Source organism: Pseudomonas sp. GW822-FHT04C11, assembly GCF_058800905.1.
The window spans coordinates 1-15999 of sequence record NZ_JBXAMS010000011.1 but is presented as its reverse complement, the minus strand read 5'-3'; the positions used below and the strand labels follow the sequence as shown (position 1 = coordinate 15999).

The 15999-nt window shown below is 60.2% G+C and carries 14 protein-coding genes and 1 pseudogene; 12 read left to right on the top strand and 3 right to left on the bottom strand.

Annotated features, from left to right (window positions below; all coding sequences use genetic code 11):
* The first annotated feature begins 37 nt into the window (after positions 1 to 37).
* The 6 genes from AC1RJ3_RS18520 (at position 38) to AC1RJ3_RS18495 (ending at position 8385) form a co-directional block, all read left to right on the top strand.
* Positions 38 to 1198 (top strand): acyl-CoA dehydrogenase family protein, encoded by a 1161-nt coding sequence (locus AC1RJ3_RS18520; protein ID WP_054597340.1) that lies wholly within the window; start codon positions 38 to 40, stop codon positions 1196 to 1198.
* 18 nt (positions 1199 to 1216) lie between these two features.
* The gene (locus AC1RJ3_RS18515; protein WP_493079768.1) at positions 1217 to 3316 is read left to right on the top strand and encodes an acetate--CoA ligase family protein; all 2100 of its coding nucleotides are present in this window, start codon (positions 1217 to 1219) and stop codon (positions 3314 to 3316) included.
* Between the two features lie 10 nt (positions 3317 to 3326).
* On the top strand, positions 3327 to 4934 hold the full coding sequence (locus AC1RJ3_RS18510) for a 5-guanidino-2-oxopentanoate decarboxylase (RefSeq protein ID WP_493079766.1): 1608 nt from the start codon (positions 3327 to 3329) through the stop codon (positions 4932 to 4934).
* A gap of 60 nt (positions 4935 to 4994) precedes the next feature.
* The gene (locus AC1RJ3_RS18505) at positions 4995 to 6185 is read left to right on the top strand and encodes a pyridoxal phosphate-dependent aminotransferase (protein WP_493079764.1); all 1191 of its coding nucleotides are present in this window, start codon (positions 4995 to 4997) and stop codon (positions 6183 to 6185) included.
* Positions 6178 to 7593, top strand: a complete 1416-nt coding sequence (locus AC1RJ3_RS18500) for an aldehyde dehydrogenase family protein (RefSeq protein ID WP_493079762.1) — start codon at positions 6178 to 6180, stop codon at positions 7591 to 7593. The genes AC1RJ3_RS18505 and AC1RJ3_RS18500 overlap by 8 nt, the downstream gene beginning before the upstream one ends.
* Before the next feature lie 69 nt (positions 7594 to 7662).
* Positions 7663 to 8385: an NAD(P)H-dependent oxidoreductase gene (locus AC1RJ3_RS18495; protein ID WP_493079760.1), complete on the top strand. Its 723-nt coding sequence runs from the start codon at positions 7663 to 7665 to the stop codon at positions 8383 to 8385.
* A gap of 122 nt (positions 8386 to 8507) precedes the next feature.
* Here AC1RJ3_RS18495 and AC1RJ3_RS18490 read toward each other — a convergent pair whose 3' ends face one another.
* The gene (locus AC1RJ3_RS18490; protein WP_493079758.1) at positions 8508 to 8666 is read right to left on the bottom strand and encodes a DUF3077 domain-containing protein; all 159 of its coding nucleotides are present in this window, start codon (positions 8664 to 8666) and stop codon (positions 8508 to 8510) included.
* Between the two features lie 399 nt (positions 8667 to 9065).
* Between AC1RJ3_RS18490 and AC1RJ3_RS18485 the strand changes: the two genes are divergently transcribed.
* The 4 genes from AC1RJ3_RS18485 to AC1RJ3_RS18470 all read left to right on the top strand — a co-directional run bounded on the left by AC1RJ3_RS18485 (position 9066) and on the right by AC1RJ3_RS18470 (position 11744).
* A complete protein-coding gene (locus AC1RJ3_RS18485) occupies positions 9066 to 9626 on the top strand; it encodes a lipid-binding SYLF domain-containing protein (RefSeq protein ID WP_347926667.1) in 561 nt (186 codons plus the stop codon).
* 531 nt (positions 9627 to 10157) lie between these two features.
* A complete protein-coding gene (locus AC1RJ3_RS18480; protein ID WP_081013818.1) occupies positions 10158 to 10316 on the top strand; it encodes a DUF3309 family protein in 159 nt (52 codons plus the stop codon).
* A gap of 125 nt (positions 10317 to 10441) precedes the next feature.
* Positions 10442 to 10891, top strand: a complete 450-nt coding sequence (locus AC1RJ3_RS18475) for a hypothetical protein (protein ID WP_081013880.1) — start codon at positions 10442 to 10444, stop codon at positions 10889 to 10891.
* Position 10892: 1 nt separating this feature from the next.
* On the top strand, positions 10893 to 11744 hold the full coding sequence (locus tag AC1RJ3_RS18470; protein WP_493079755.1) for a sensor histidine kinase: 852 nt from the start codon (positions 10893 to 10895) through the stop codon (positions 11742 to 11744).
* A 5-nt stretch (positions 11745 to 11749) separates the two neighbouring features.
* Here the strand turns inward: AC1RJ3_RS18470 and AC1RJ3_RS18465 are convergent, their stop codons facing one another.
* Entirely contained in the window at positions 11750 to 12445 is a 696-nt protein-coding gene (locus tag AC1RJ3_RS18465; protein WP_493079753.1) for a Crp/Fnr family transcriptional regulator, read from the bottom strand.
* A 195-nt stretch (positions 12446 to 12640) separates the two neighbouring features.
* Positions 12641 to 13297: pseudogene (locus tag AC1RJ3_RS18460) on the bottom strand (Crp/Fnr family transcriptional regulator); the annotation flags it as partial.
* Positions 13298 to 13537: 240 nt separating this feature from the next.
* On the opposite strand from AC1RJ3_RS18460, the gene cls reads away from it, so the two are divergent.
* Both cls and AC1RJ3_RS18450 read left to right on the top strand, forming a co-directional pair.
* Positions 13538 to 14932, top strand: a complete 1395-nt coding sequence (cls, locus tag AC1RJ3_RS18455; RefSeq protein ID WP_493079751.1) for a cardiolipin synthase — start codon at positions 13538 to 13540, stop codon at positions 14930 to 14932.
* Between the two features lie 65 nt (positions 14933 to 14997).
* Positions 14998 to 15873, top strand: coding sequence for a hypothetical protein (locus AC1RJ3_RS18450; protein ID WP_493079749.1), 876 nt, complete (start codon positions 14998 to 15000; stop codon positions 15871 to 15873).
* Positions 15874 to 15999 lie beyond the last annotated feature (126 nt).

Genomic DNA, 15999 nt, shown 5'->3' with positions numbered 1-15999 from the left:
AGCTCATCTATTCAGTGAACGAACAACAGGTAACACCATGAATTTCCAACTGACCCAAGAACAAGAAATGTTGGTGGATGCGGTCCGCAGCTTTGTCGCCAAGGAATTGCTGCCCCACGAGGAAGCGGTCGATCGCGCCGACGAAGTCTCTCCGGAGCTGGCGGCACAGATTCGCGGCAAGGCCATCGCGGCGGGCTTCTATGCCTTTAACATGCCCGAAGAAGTCGGTGGCGGCGGTCTCGATTACCTGTCGCAGGCGCTGATCGAGCGTGAGCTGTCCAAGGTTTCCTGGGCGCTGCATGTGTTTGTCGCACGGCCGTCGAAAATCCTCATGGCCTGCACCGGCCAGCAAATCAACGATTACCTGTTGCCGTGCATCCAGGGCGAGAAAATCGACTGCTTCGCACTGACCGAGCCAGGTGCCGGCTCCGATGCCAACGCGATCAAGACCCGCGCGGTGCGTGACGGCGATGACTTCGTGCTGAACGGCAGCAAGCATTTCATCAGCCACGCCGGGCACGCCGATTTCGCCATCGTTTTCGCGGTCACCGACACCTACGAACACAACGGCCGCAAGCGCAACGCCGTGACCTCGTTCCTGGTGGATCGCGATACCCCGGGCATGACCATTCGCCGTGGGCCGAAGTGCGTGAGCAACCGCGGTTACCACACCTTCGAAATGTTCTTCGACGATTGCCGCGTACCGGCCTCCAAAGTACTCGGCGAAGTCGGCAAGGGTTGGGAAGTCGCCAACGCGTGGCTGACCGCCGGGCGAGTGATGGTCGCCGCCAACTGCGTGGGCCAGGCTCAGCGCGCACTCGATGTGTCACTGCAATGGGCGGCGGATCGCAAGCAATTTGGCCAGCCGATCGGCACCTATCAGGGTGTGTCGTTCAAGTTGGCCGACATGGCCACGCAGATCCGCGCGGCTGAACTGCTGACCTTGCACACGGCGTGGAAGATGGATCAAGGCACGATGACCGATGGCGAGGCCGGAATGGCCAAGCTGTTCGCCAGTGAAGTGTTGGGGCGGGCCGCAGATGAAGCGGTGCAGATTTTTGGTGGCATGGGCCTGATGGATGAAGGACCGGTGGAGCGCATCTGGCGTAACGCGCGGATCGAGCGGATCTGGGAGGGCACTTCGGAAATCCAGCGCCACATCATTTCCCGCGAGCTGCTGCGGCCGCTGTTGCGCTGATCGCCCCGGAGAAAACCCATGTCCCAGACGATTCGTGACAACCTCAAACGCCTGCTCGCGCCGCGCCATCTGGCGTTTGTCGGTGGCCGCAGCATGGCTCGGGCCCTTAAGCGTTGCGCTGAAGGTGGCTACCTTGGGCAACTGTGGCTGGTTAACCCGCAACATGAAAGCCTTGAAGGCGTGCCGTGCGTGCGCAGCATCGCCGAGCTGCCGTGCGGCCCGGACGCGGTGTTTGTCGCGACCAACCGTGAACTGACCCTGACCTGTGTGGCCGAACTGGCCGCCAAAGGTGCGGGCGGGGTGATTTGCTACGCCTCCGGTTTTGCCGAGACCGGCGCTGAAGGTCAGGCACTGCAACAGCAGTTGCTCAAGGTCGCCGGCAACATGGCCTTACTCGGGCCTAACTGCTACGGCTTGCTGGATTATCTGCACAGCTCGGCGCTGTGGCCGGTGGCCCACGGCGGCAAACCGGTGGAGCAGGGCGTCGCGGTGCTGACCCAGAGCGGCAACTTCGCTTACAACCTGTCGATGAGCGACCGTTCGTTGCCGGTGGCCTACATGGCCTCGGTCGGTAATCAGGCGCAACTGGGTATTGCCGAGTTGATGGACGTGCTGCTCGACGAACCTCGGGTCACCGCCATTGGCTTGCACCTGGAAGGCCTGAAAAACGTTCCCGGTTTCGCCCGCGCGGCGCACAAGGCGCTGGAGAAGGGCATTCCGATCATCGCCTTGAAAACCGGCGTGTCGCAGATCGGTGCCGAACTGGCCCTCAGTCACACCAGCTCGCTGTCGGGCTCCGATGCGCTCTACGACAGCCTGTTTGCACGGCTTGGGGTGATCCGCGTCAGCGGCCCGGTGAGTTTCGTCGAAACCCTCAAGGCCGCGGCATGCGGCAAGCTGCCGGCGGGCAACAGCCTGATTGCGCTGGCCTGTTCGGGCGGCGATGCCGGGCTGATTGCTGACTACGCCGAACGCAATGACCTGAGCCTGCCCAAGCTCGATGAGCGTCAAACCGATGAGCTGGCGCAGGTGTTGCCGAGCTACGCCAACCTGGTTAATCCGCTGGATTTCACCACCGCAATCTGGGGCGATGGCGATGCCTTGAAGCGCATGCTCGACAGTGCCCTGCGCACTGAAGCCGATGCGGCGATGCTGGTGCTGGACTATCCGCCGGAGTTCACCGGCGAGCGCAAAGAGTGCGACTTGCTGCTTGAGCTGTACTGCCAGGCGTTGGTCCGTCACGGCAAGACCGGTTTCGTCACCTCGGCCTTTCCCGAACTGCTACCGGCCAGTGCCCGCGAGCGGTTGCACGCTCAAGGCGTGGCGGCGTTGCAAGGTGTGGAAGATGGGCTGGCTGCGTGGGGCCGAATCGCCGGTTATCAGCGCAATCGCCAGGCGTTGCTGGCCCTTGGTGAATCGGCACTGGTGCCGCTGTGTCCGCAGGCGCTGGATGGCGAAGGCCAGTTGCTCAACGAGTGGGACTCCAAACAGGCCTTGCGTGCGTTTGGTCTGCCGACTCCAAACGGCGTGCTGAGCACCCCGGACCAGGCGCTGAATGACGCCAATGCGCTGGGTTATCCCTTGGTGCTGAAGGCGCTCAGCGCGCAATTGCCGCACAAAACCGAAGCCGGCGCCGTGGCGCTCAACCTCAAGGATGGCGCGGCCCTGAGTGCCGCGCTGGAAACCATGCGCTCGAGCATTGCCGATTACGCACCGAATGTGCCGTTCGATCGGGTGCTGCTGGAGCCCATGGCCACAGCGCCATTGGCCGAACTGATCGTCGGCATCAAACGCGAAAACGATTTTGGCCTGGCCTTGGTGATCGGTGCTGGCGGAATTTTGGTGGAGTTGCTCAAGGACAGCCGCAGCCTGCTGCTGCCGACCACCGATGGTGCGATTCGCAGAGCGTTGTTGAGCCTGCGCAGTGCCGCGTTGCTGCAAGGCTTTCGCGGTCGTGAAGCGGCAGATCTGGACGCATTGGTGGCGGCGATCCGTGCCGTGGCCGATTACGCCTGCGAAAACGCCGGGCAGTTGCTGGAACTCGATGTGAACCCATTGTTGGTCGGTGCCCACGGCACGACAGCGGTCGATGCGTTGATTCGCCTCGGCCACAAGTGAGGATATGAACATGCAAACCACAACTTTGACCGGCGGCCAGGCCCTGGTACGCCTGCTGGCCAACTACGGCGTCGACACCGTATTCGGGATTCCCGGCGTGCACACCCTGGAGCTGTATCGCGGCCTGCCCGGCAGCGGCATTCGCCACGTGTTGACCCGCCACGAGCAAGGCGCCAGTTTCATGGCCGATGGTTATGCGCGGGTCAGCGGCAAACCCGGCGTGTGCTTCATCATCACCGGCCCCGGCGTGACCAACGCCGCGACCGGCATCGGCCAGGCTTATGCCGACTCGATTCCGATGCTGGTGATTTCCAGCGTCAACCACACTGCCAGCCTCGGCAAGGGTTGGGGTTGCCTGCACGAAACCCAGGACCAGCGCGCCATGACAGCGCCGATCACCGCATTCTCGGCGGTGGCGCTGAGCACCGAGGACCTGCCCGGGCTGATCGCCCGTGCCTACGCGGTGTTCGACAGCGAACGGCCACGGCCGGTGCACATTTCTGTGCCGCTGGATGTGTTGTCGGCACAGGTCACTCGCGACTGGAGTCATGAAGTGGTGCGTCGCCCCGGACGCGGCGTACCGGCAGCGACTGCGCTGGATCAAGCCGTGGCCAAGCTGCAGGCGGCCAAGCGACCGATGATCATTGCCGGTGGCGGCGCACTGAACGCGGCGCAGGAACTTCAGAGCCTCAGCACCCGGTTGGCGGCGCCGTTTTTCACCAGTGTTGCTGGCAAAGGCTTGTTGCCGCCAGATGCGCCGCTCAATGCCGGCTCGACCTTGTGCGTAGAGCCGGGTTGGAAACTGATCGCCGAAGCCGACGTGGTGCTGGCAGTCGGCACCGAAATGGCCGACACCGATTTCTGGCGCGAGCGCCTGCCACTGAATGCCGAACTGCTGCGCGTGGACATCGACCCGCGCAAGTTCAACGACTTTTATCCGTGCGCGGTGGCGTTGCACGGCGATGCGCAACAAACCCTCGCAGCGTTGCTGGAGCGTCTGTCGCCCGCCACGCGCGATGCCAGCGCGCCGATAGCGGCAGTCGCTGCTTTGCGAGAAGCGGTGCAGGCCGGCCACGGTCCGTTGCAGTCGATCCATCAGGCGATTCTTGAGCGTATCGCCGCGGAGCTGCCGGACAACGCGTTCATCAGCACCGACATGACCCAACTGGCCTACACCGGCAACTACGCCTTCAACAGCCTGGCGCCGCGCAGTTGGCTGCATCCGACCGGCTACGGCACCTTGGGCTATGGCTTGCCGGCGGGCATCGGCGCCAAGTTCGGTGCGCCGCAACGGCCGGGGCTGGTGCTGGTTGGCGACGGCGGTTTTCTCTACACCGCGCAGGAACTGGCGACTGCCGTCGAGGAGCTGGACAGCCCGCTGGTGGTGCTGCTGTGGAACAACGACGCGCTGGGGCAGATTCGCGACGACATGCTCGGGCTGGATATCGAGCCGATTGGCGTGCTGCCGCGCAACCCGGACTTCGCCGCCCTTGGCCGGGCCTTTGGTTGCAGCGTGAGCCAGCCGCAGAGTCTGGCTGAGCTGCAAACCGATTTGCGCCACGGCTTCAAACGCAACGGCGTGACCCTGATCGAACTCAAGCATGCGTGCGCGCGCTGACTTTCAAACACTGTTGCTTTCAAACACTGTTTCGGGGCTTTTTTAAAAGGGGATGGGGCCATGCGCTTTTCCGATCTGACTCAACGTATTGCCGGTGACGGCGCCGCCGCCTGGGACATTCATTACCGCGCACTGGCGCTGCAAGAACAGGGCGAAGACATTCTGCTGCTGTCAGTGGGCGACCCGGATTTCGATACGCCGGTGCCGATCGTGCAGGCGGCTATCGACAGCCTGTTGTCCGGTAACACTCACTACGCCGAAGTGCGTGGCAAACGCGCACTGCGTGAAAGCATCGCCAAGCGCCACCAGCAACGCAGCGGCCAACCGGTTTCGGCCGATCAGGTCACGGTGCTGGCCGGGGCGCAATGTGCGCTGTTCAGCGTCGCCCAGTGCGTGCTCAACCCAGGCGATGAAGTGATTGTCGCCGAACCGATGTACGTCACTTATGAAGCGGTGTTCGGTGCTTGCGGCGCTGTGGTAGTCCCGGTGCCGGTGCGTTCCGAGAACGGTTTTCGGGTACTACCCGAAGACGTTGCCGCCCGCATCACCCCGCGCACTCGGGCGCTGGCGCTGAACAGCCCGCACAACCCTTCGGGCGCGAGTTTGCCGCGCACCACCTGGCAGGCGCTGGCTGAACTGTGCATCGCCCACGACCTGTGGCTGATTTCCGATGAGGTCTACAGCGAGTTACTGTTCGAGGGCGAACACATCAGCCCGGCCAGTTTGCCGGGCATGGCCGAGCGCACCGCGACGCTCAACAGCCTGTCGAAATCCCACGCCATGACCGGCTGGCGCGTCGGCTGGGTGGTGGCGCCGCCATCCCTCGCGGCGCATCTGGAAAACCTTGCGCTGTGCATGCTTTACGGCTCGCCGGACTTCGTTCAGGACGCCGCCGTCGTGGCGCTGGAAAGCAACTTGCCGGAGCTGGCCGCCATGCGCGACGCCTATCGCCAGCGCCGTGATCTGGTCTGTGAATCCTTGGCTGGCTGCTCAGGTGTGCGCCCGTTGAAGCCGGATGGCGGGATGTTCGTGATGGTCGACATTCGCGAAACCGGGCTCAGCGCCCAGGCGTTCGCCGATCGTTTGCTCGACCGACATGGCGTGTCGGTGCTGGCCGGTGAAGCGTTCGGCCCGAGTGCCGCCGGGCATATTCGTTTGGGGTTGGTGGTGGGGGCGGAACCGTTGCGCGACGCCTGCCAGCGGATCGCCCGCTGTGCCAGTGAACTGATGGAGGCCCAACTCCATGCATAACCACACCGCGCTGTTTATTGATGGCCGCTGGCAAACGCCGTCGGGGCAGGGCATCGCCGAGGTGATCAACCCGGCCACTGAAGAAGTGACCGGTTCGGTGCCGCTGGGCGATGAGCGTGATGTCGAGAACGCCGTGGCCGCAGCACGCCGGGCCTTTGGACCATGGTCGCGAACGCCGTCCAGCGTGCGCGCCGGATACATCCGCGCCCTCGCCGAGCAGTTGCGCGCACGGGCCGACGAGATGGCGGCGGTCATTACCGCTGAACTGGGAATGCCGGTGCAATGGTGCCGTTCGGTTCAGGTGGACGGGCCGATCACCGGGCTGGAGCAATACGTCGAGCTCGCAAGCTTGATGGATGAAGTGCGCGAAGTCGGCAATTCGCTGGTGATTCGCGAACCGGTAGGCGTCTGCGCCTTTATCAATCCATGGAACTACCCGCTGCATCAACTGATCGGCAAGCTCGCGCCGGCGCTGGCCGCCGGTTGCACGGTGGTGGTCAAGCCGAGTCAGGAAACCCCGCTGCACGCGTTTTTACTGGCGCAGATGATCGAGGCCATCGGCTTGCCGGCCGGGGTGTTCAACCTGGTCAGCGGGCCGGGTTCGAAGGTCGGCGAAGCACTGGCCAAACACCCGGACGTCGACATGCTGTCGTTCACCGGCTCCACCGGCGCCGGCGTGCGGGTGGCGCAAGCGGCGGCACCGTCGGTGAAGCGCGTCTGCCTGGAGCTGGGCGGTAAGTCGCCGCTGCTGATTGCCGAGGATGCGGACCTGTCCGCCGCGGTGCGCTACGGCGTGCAGGACGTGATGATCAACTCCGGGCAGACCTGCACCGCGTTGACCCGGATGTTGCTGCCAGCCAGTCGTTACGCCGAGGCGGTGGAACTGGCGCTGGCGGAAACCTTGAGCTTGCGCATGGGCGATCCGCTCGACCCGCAGAGCTTTCTCGGGCCGATGTGTTCGGCGGCCCAACGGCGTACCGTGCGCGACTACATTCAGGTCGGCCAGCAGGAAGGTGCGCGGCTGGTGTGTCGCGGCGACACGGCGCACGCGTTCGAGCGCGGTTACTACGTCAGCCCGACACTGTTCGCCGATGTCGACAATCGGATGCGCATCGCTCAGGAAGAAATCTTCGGCCCGGTGCTGTGCCTGATTCCCTACACCGACGAGGCGCAGGCGATTCAGATCGCCAACGATTCGCCGTTTGGCCTGTCCAGCGGTGTCTGGGCTAGCGGCGCTGAACGCGCCTTGCAACTGGGCCGGCAATTGCGAGCAGGCCAGTGTTTCCTGAATGGCGCGGCGTTCAACTATCTGGCGCCGTTCGGTGGTTACAAACAGTCGGGTAACGGCCGCGAATGGGGGGAGGAGGGGCTCAACGAATTCGTCGAAGTGAAGGCGATCCAGGTGTGAGCACCCGATGACTCCACATACCCATGACCGTCTTCAAATACACAGCGTGCAAACGTCCAAGGAATTACCATGAAAGTACTGATCGTCCACGCCCATCCGGAGCCGAAATCCTTTACCGCTGCACTACGTGACCAGGCTGTCGCGACCCTTGAAGCCCAAGGGCATGAGGTCCAGGTCAGTGACCTGTACGCGATGAACTGGAACCCCGTGGCAAGCAGCAATGACTTTTCGTCGCGGGAAAACCCCGAGTACCTGGTCTATGCGCTGGAGCAACGTTTGGGCGTGAAGAGCCAGTCGCTGGCGGCGGATATCCAGCAAGAACTCGACAAGCTGCTGTGGGCGGACTTGCTGATCCTCAACTTCCCGATCTTCTGGTTCTCCGCCCCGGCGATGCTCAAGGGCTGGATCGACCGGGTGCTGGTGTCCGGTGTCTGCTACGGCGGCAAGCGTTTTTACGATCAGGGCGGGTTGAGCGGCAAGAAAGCCTTGGTGAGCGTGACCCTTGGCGGTCGCGAGCATATGTTCGGCGAGGATGCGATTCACGGCCCGCTGCAGGACATGCTGCGGCCGATCCTGCGCGGCACGCTGGCCTACGTCGGGTTTGAGGTGCTGGAACCGTTCGTGGCCTGGCATGTGCCATACATCAGCGATGAGGCGCGCCAGGCATTCCTCGAAGATTATCGCCTGCGTTTGGAGCACCTTGGCGATGAACAACCGCTGGAATTCCCGCGGTTGTCGCAGTTCGATGAACAACTGTATCCGTTGCGCAACCCGGCAACCGCCGACGCCTGATCAACACCACACACCTTGTGGGAGCGGGCTTGCTCGCGAAGAGGCCATCAACCTCAACATCTCCGTTGGCTGACACTCCGCCTTCGCGAGCAAGCCCGCTCCCACAGGTTATGCGTGGGTGCTTACTGAGTGCGCTGGCCGTCCACCGCGCCCAGCACTTTCACCACATCATCGATCACCGCCTTGCTCATTTCCTGCAAGTAGTGCACCGCTAACAATAGAAACCCGGTGCCAGACGCGCAAGCCGGTGGGTTCCGGCGCAGATGTAGGTCACAACGCAAGGCCGCGTAGCCCTCGACTGACACAGATGAAGGCTGGCGTAACCGTCGTAGCAGCTGCCGAGCCTGCGAGGCTGCGTTCGGCTGCGAAGCAGTCGTAAAACCAGGCAGCGCGGTCTTCCGGGCATACCGCGTCGGTTCGCTTTGCGAGGACTACGTCCTCGAACGCAGCCTCGCAGGCTCGGCAGCTGCTACGGATGGCGTTGATCCTTTCTCAGTTGTTTCCAGCTCGCCTCATCAAATGGCTGCGCCCCGATTGAAGCCTTTCAGCAGCTGCCAATGTGCGCCACCGAACAGACATCGGCCGGTCGCTACTACACTTTAATAAACAGTCAACGGCAGCCAATCCTGATGGTTATCGGCTCGCCGCATTGTTTGCATTGCTCGCATTGGAGTACAACCATGACAAGTTCATTACGCTCACTTCTGTTTATCGCCCTCACAACCCTGTCACTGGCCTCAACAGGTTTGCTCAATACCGCAAGCGCCGCAACGGCCGCGGACCTGGAACAGGATTCGCGGCATGCCTTGCAAATGCTCTACAAAGCTAATCCGGTGGCCGAGACCATGTCGCGCACTGCCAAGGCCGTGCTCGTATTCCCTAAAGTTATCAAGGCGGGTCTGGTATTTGGTGGCAGTTATGGTGAGGGGGTCATGTTCAGCGGTTCAAAAGTAGACAATTACTACAACACAGTGACCGGTTCATGGGGCTTGCAGGCGGGCGCCCAGTCCTATGCTTATGCCGTGTTCCTGATGACTGACAAAGCGGTCAAGTATGTACGTGAGACCAAGGGCTGGGAAGTTGGCGTAGGGCCGACTGTCGTCCTGGTTGACCAAGGCGTTGCGAAAAATCTGTCGAGCTCGACATTGAAAGATGATGCTTATGCGTTTGTCTTTGACCAGCAAGGCCTGATGGCGGGCGTCAGCATTGAAGGCACCAAGATTTCGCTGATCAAACGATAAACCCGACAACATACATCCGGGTTAGAGAGGCTGCCTAAGGCAGTCTCTCCCAGACTTCCGTATTGGCTAACTCGCTGTCGGTCGCGTGTTTTGCGTGACCGTTTATAGGGTTAAGTTCATAACTGCCGGCTGCGTCATAGGCGGCCAAATAGCGTACGCCACTTAATTTGTGGAGGTAGCGCATCAAGGGATGGCACTGTGCATTAATGCGCTGTACCAGGGCTGAATCGGTCATTGTGTTCATGGTGTTACCCGCTGCAGCGAAAGCTGCTCTGTTATTGTTTTTATTTTGTGCCTGATCGTCGCGGCGTTCTGTACGCCATCACACACTGGGTGATCTAAATAACGCAAAAAACGTTGCACAAGCGGAATAACAACGACCGAGCCCCTGATCAATCAAACACTGACGATATGTGTGTTGCCGTACAGACTGTACCGGGTACGTGTGTCAAGTTGGTAGCCTGCAACGCGCAGATCAAGGTCTCACTGCCTGCACAACATCCACCTACTGCAGACTCAAGGAGAAAAGCCATGAGCTTGGGAACCATACTGTTGATCCTGCTGATTTTGCTGCTGGTTGGCGCTATTCCGACATGGCCGCACAGCCGAAGCTGGGGCTATGCGCCGAGCGGTTTATTAGGCGTGGTCGTTATTGTCCTGGTTGTGTTGCTTTTATTAGGGAGAATCTGACACCCGTTAATAAAACGCGCACACCTCGGTGCACTAGCGCACAGACCCCATCTGGCGACTACGCGCACGCTGAGTGCCAAGCAGATTACTGCTGGTTATTGACCGGAGAAAATATGAAAACCCTTATGTTGTTCAACCATTCACTGACGCTTTCAAGACTCACCCTGGCCCTATTGCTCGGTTTGTCTCCCGTGGTGTTGCATGCAGCCACCGCAGAACCGGTTGACATGTCGGCCGTGCAGTTGGAGCCGCAGGAGCAGAATGGCATCCGCTATCTGACGGGAGGCATCGGCCTGGATGAGTCAAAAGCTTTGCTCCAGACCCAGGGCTACAACCTTCACATGACCTTTTCAACGGGACCTGCCAATCAGTACGTCAGCAATGTCGACGTGGTGATCCAGAGTGAAAAAGGTAGCCCCCTGTTATCGCTGAGTCAGGTGGGGCCCATCGTTTACGCGCAATTGCCGGCAAACAAATACCTGGTCATCGCCAGTTTGAATGGTCATGAAGAGCGCCACACCATTTCAGTCGGTGGTAAATCCATCGAAACACTGAACTTGCACTGGAGTGAATAGCGTGCAGCCGAGTATTGCGTACCACGGCACGTTTCATGAGGTGAGGCTGTTCAAGACAGATGAACGGCCTCTCGCTGCCCGCTTGCTTGCCGAGCGGTATCTGGCGATGAACCTCAAAGCCCAATATGCAATGGACGTTGCACGGGATGCGTTATGGAGCAACAACGCCGCCGCAGAAGAGCGGGCACTGTTCGCCGAACAGCTGATCGGGATTGTCAGTCACGACCTGCGCAATCCGTTGGCGGCGATAAAAATGGCTTCGCAATTGCTCGGATGTCTTGACCTGCCTCCCAAGCAAGCCCAAATACTCGGCCACATCACGCACGCTGCAGAGCGCGCGCAACGTCTGGTGGCAGACCTGCTGGACTTCACCCTGAGGCAAGTCGGGCGAAGCATTGCGGTTTCCCTCAAACCGGTTGATTTGCACGCATTGGTGGGCGAATGCCTGGATGAGCTGAGTCTGGTGTTCCCTGAGCACACGCTGACCCATCTTTGTGTCGGCCAAGGTCATTTCATCGCCGACAGTGACCGGATCCATCAGCTTATTGGCAATCTGGTTGCCAACGCGATTGCCTATGGCATGGCTGAGGGTGGGGTCACGGTGTCTTCGTGCTTCGAGGACCAGGTAATCATTGGCGTACACAACCTTGGCACGCCGATACCCTCGGAGTTGCTCGACAACGTATTCGAACCGATGATTCGCGGCAGTCACGATAACGCAAAACTGCGTAGTGTCGGGCTCGGCCTGTTCATTGTGAGAGAGATTGTCAGGGCGCATCACGGCGATATCAGGGTGACTTCCTCGATAGAAGGCGGCACTACGTTCACGGCGACCTTTCCCTTACCACGATAACTGCGTCATAACGGAGTCGATAGGGTGTCGCTATAGCACTCGCATGACGCCGCTTCCAATCCCTTGCGGTCAAGAATCGTGATTTCACCACGGGTGTAACGGATCAATCCACGCTGTTGCAGCGTGCCGGCGGCCAATGTCACGCCGCTGCGCCGAACCCCGAGCATGTCCGCAAGGGACATGTGGGTCAGATGAAAGTGATTGGCGTGCGCGCGATCATGGGTCATCAGCAACCAGCGCGCCAGGCGTGGCTCAATCTCGTGAAAATGGGTACAGGCGGCAGTTTGAGCGAGCTGCATCATCTGCACGTACAGGTACTGATTGAGCCTGCGCAACAATAACGGGCTCTCGCGCAGTGCGACCTGCAACTGCAAGCCTCTCATCCTCAGGCACGTGCCGGCGCCTTGCACCACGGCGCGCATGGGGGCGGTATTAACCCCCAGAGCGAGTGTCGCCCCAAGCATCCCTTCATTACCGATCAGGCTCATGTGCAGAGGAGGGTGGCGGTATAACGTCACCACTTCAGCGATGAGCGCTGTTTGAGGGAAATACACATGCAGGATCGGATGGCCCGGTTCGAATAGGACAGTGCCAAAGGCCAGTTCGACGTTATCGCACTGTGCTTGCAACCGGCCGTAGTCAGTCTTCGACAGCCCCTGGAGTAGCCGGTTTTCTATTGGTCGCCCAGACGTAATTGGCATGCGCAGATCCTGCGGCACAGTGGGCCCTGGATGGGCGGGACAGGTGCCGGGGCCGTCTCATGCGTTAAGTGTGGGTGACTCTGGCAGGCCGGTCTGTTCGCTAGAACACGCAGATACAGGCAGTCAGCGGGTCGGCTTTAGCGGAACGTAGGGCAACAGACGCTCGGTTTCTTTTCTGACCACCGCGTAGCACTAGCAGCTCAGTTCCTCGAGCGCAGCCCTGTCCAGCACCTTGATGTGGCCACGGCTGTATTCGATAACGCCGAGGCGTTGCAGCTTGCCGGCGGCATCGGTCACGCCTTCGCGGCGTACGCCAAGCATGTTGGCGATCAATTCCTGGGTCATGATCAGTTGATTGTCTTGTAGGCGATCGAGGGATAGCAGCAGCCAACGGCACAATTGTTGATCAATCGAGTGGTGGCGGTTGCACACCGCAGTCTGGGCCATCTGGGTGATCAACGCCTGGGTGTAGCGCAACATCAGCAGGAGCATCTCCCCGTGGCGGTTGAACTCATCCTTAAGTCGCTGGCCGGGCAACCGAAACGCATGCCCGGCACTCTGGACAATCGCCCGGCTTGGCGTGCTTTCACCGCCCATGAAGACGGCGATGCCGATCAAGCCTTCATTGCCGACCACTGAAATTTCTGCCGATGCGCCGTTTTCCATCACGTACAGCAGGGACACGATGGAGTCGGTGGGGAAATAAACGTGCCGCAGGGCATCCCCGGATTCGTAGAGCACTTTGCCGAGCGGCAAGGTGATCGGCTCGAGGTGCGGCAGCAAACGCTCCAGCGATTGCGCGGGCAGGGCCGCCAGCAGGTGGTTCTGTTGTGGCTTGGGAGCATCAAACATTTCAGCCACCGTCCGTAGGTGAGATTACCCATACCTACAGATTAATCCATGGTGCGCTGAGTTCATTGCTGCTCGAATCCGTCTGTCGGTTTTATGCTACCTATTCACATTCGTTGCCGGCGATAAAAAATGGCGGCGGGCCTGCTGTTTAGAGTCTGCGGGTATGCGTGGTATCGCACCGAAACCGTGTTCGGTTACTGGCACGATAGGAGTCCCCCTTCAGTTTCGGGCGGATGCCGAATGAACCTGTTTTCAATCCGGACGTTGCTGCGAACACTGACAGCGCTGAGCCTGACACTGCTCATGGCCTGTGGTTCGTTGCCCACCATTGTTCCCGATATGGCCTATAGCAAGCCGGCTCCTGGGCAGATCGAAGGTCCGCACGGACCGCTGTCAGCCGAACGCAGCAAGGCCATTGTTGATCGTCTGAAGGCCAATGGCGTCCAGACAAACATCTTCAACCTGCACATGGCGATCGAGGAGTCCATCGTCGGCAGCCCTCTGACGGACGGCAACACGGTCGAACTGTTACAGGACGGTCCGACGACCTACCAGTCAATGATCTCCGCAATTGGCCACGCGCGCGATCACATTAATATCGAGAGTTACATTTTTGACGACGATGAAGTCGGCCAGCGTTTCGCCGCGGCGTTGATCGCCAAACAGGCGACTGGGGTACAGGTCAATCTGATCCGGGACAGCGTCGGTACCCTTGGCACACCTTCGGCTTTTTTTACCCGCATGACCGCCGCGGGCGTCAACGTGCTGGAATTCAATCCGGTCAATCCAGTGACCGCCAAGGCTGGGTGGGAGGTAAACCAGCGGGATCACCGTAAGCTGCTGATTGTTGATGGGCGTATTGCCTTTCTCGGCGGTATCAACGTGAGTAGTGTCTATTCAGGCGACTCATTCAGGCCGAACACCAAAGCCCGACCCGATGGCAAGCTGCCTTGGCGCGACACCGACCTGCGGCTTGAAGGGCCGGCAGTCACTGAGCTGCAAAAGTTGTTTATCGAGACCTGGGAAAAGCAGAAAGGCAAACCACTCGCAGCACGCCATTATTTCCCGACGGCCCAACGCAAAGGCCACGAGGTAGTACGCGCCATCGGTAGCTCACCAGACGAACCCTACAGCCTGATCTACGCCACGCTTATCTCGGCGCTGCGCAATGCACAAACTGAAATCTTCCTGACTAACGCCTACTTCGTGCCCGATCCGCAACTACTGACTGAGCTTAAGGATGCAGTGGCTCGCGGCGTCGACGTGAAGCTGCTGCTGCCCAGCAGCACTGACTCCTGGTTGGTATTCAACGCTGGCCGCAGGCACTACACCGAGCTGCTGAAGGCCGGTGTCAAGCTCTACGAACGCCGCGATGCCTTGCTGCATGTCAAAACCGTGGTGATTGATGGCGTCTGGTCCACGGTGGGTTCGACCAATCTTGACTGGCGCAGCTTTCTGCACAACCGGGAAGTCAACGTCGTGGTGCTCGGCCCCGGGTTCGGCGAGAAAATGCGCGCGGCATTCCTTGCCGATTTGCTGAAATCAAACGAAATCACACTTGAGAAGTGGCAGCGGCGGTCCCTTGATGCAAGGGCCAAGGAACAGTTTGCGCACCTCTGGGAGTACTGGCTGTGAGGCAAACACAAACGACGCCCATGGGGCTTTTGAGCCGGGCGAATATCAGTTTCTGCAGAGGCGCCATGCTGGTTCGCGTGGTCTTGTTCTATCTGTTGATCGGAATGCCGCTGGCCCACGCGCAGGATGCTCAAGCACTGACCGCACGCTACGGCGCCTTGCGTGAACAGTTGGCCAACAACCCGTTCCACCGCCCGCTGTATCTTCAATCAACTGAAACGTCAGGCAGCCTGACAGGCGACGTCTATTCCTTGATCGAGCAACCCTATGCGGTGGTCAGTCCGGCGCTGCAGGGCATTGGCCATTGGTGCGATATCCTGATCCTGCATTTGAACGTGAAGAGTTGTCACGCCTCTTCCGGCGCAGAGGAAGGGTTACTCGTCAATATAGGGCGCAAGTCAGATCAGCCGCTGGCCGATACCTACCCGTTCGATTTTGTTTATCGGGTTGTGACCGATAGTGCCGATTACCTTCAGGTTGTGTTGAGCTCCGCGCAAGGACCGTTTGGAACGAGTAACTATCGGGTCAAGCTTGAAGTGGTGAAGCTCGATGCTCAACGCAGCTTCCTGCATTTGTCATATTCGTACGACTACGGTATTGCGGCCCGTGTGGCCATGCAGGGCTATCTGGCGACAGTCGGTCGCAACAAGGTCGGTTTCAGCATCGTTGGCCGCAAGGCCGATGGTCAGCCAGCCTATATCGGCGATATGCGTGGTCTCGTCGAGCGCAATGCGATGCGCTACTACGTGGCGATCGAAGCCTACCTCGGCGCGCTGACGACACCCGCGCCGCAACAGCTCGAAAAACGTCTGAGCGACTGGTATGCCGGGATTGAACGTTACCCGCTGCAGTTGCATGAGATTGAGCGCAGCGAGTACCTCTCCATGAAGCGCAGTGAAGTCCAGCCCCAGCAAGTAGAAGGTTCGGCAGCAGCGAAATAATAAGGCCGGCTCTAGAGCCGCAATGCTCGATGTTTCAGACATATCCGCCGTTGTGGCGAGGGAGCTTGCTCCCGCTGGGGCGCGAAGCGGCCCTGAATTGGGCCTGCTACGCAGTCCAGCGGGAGC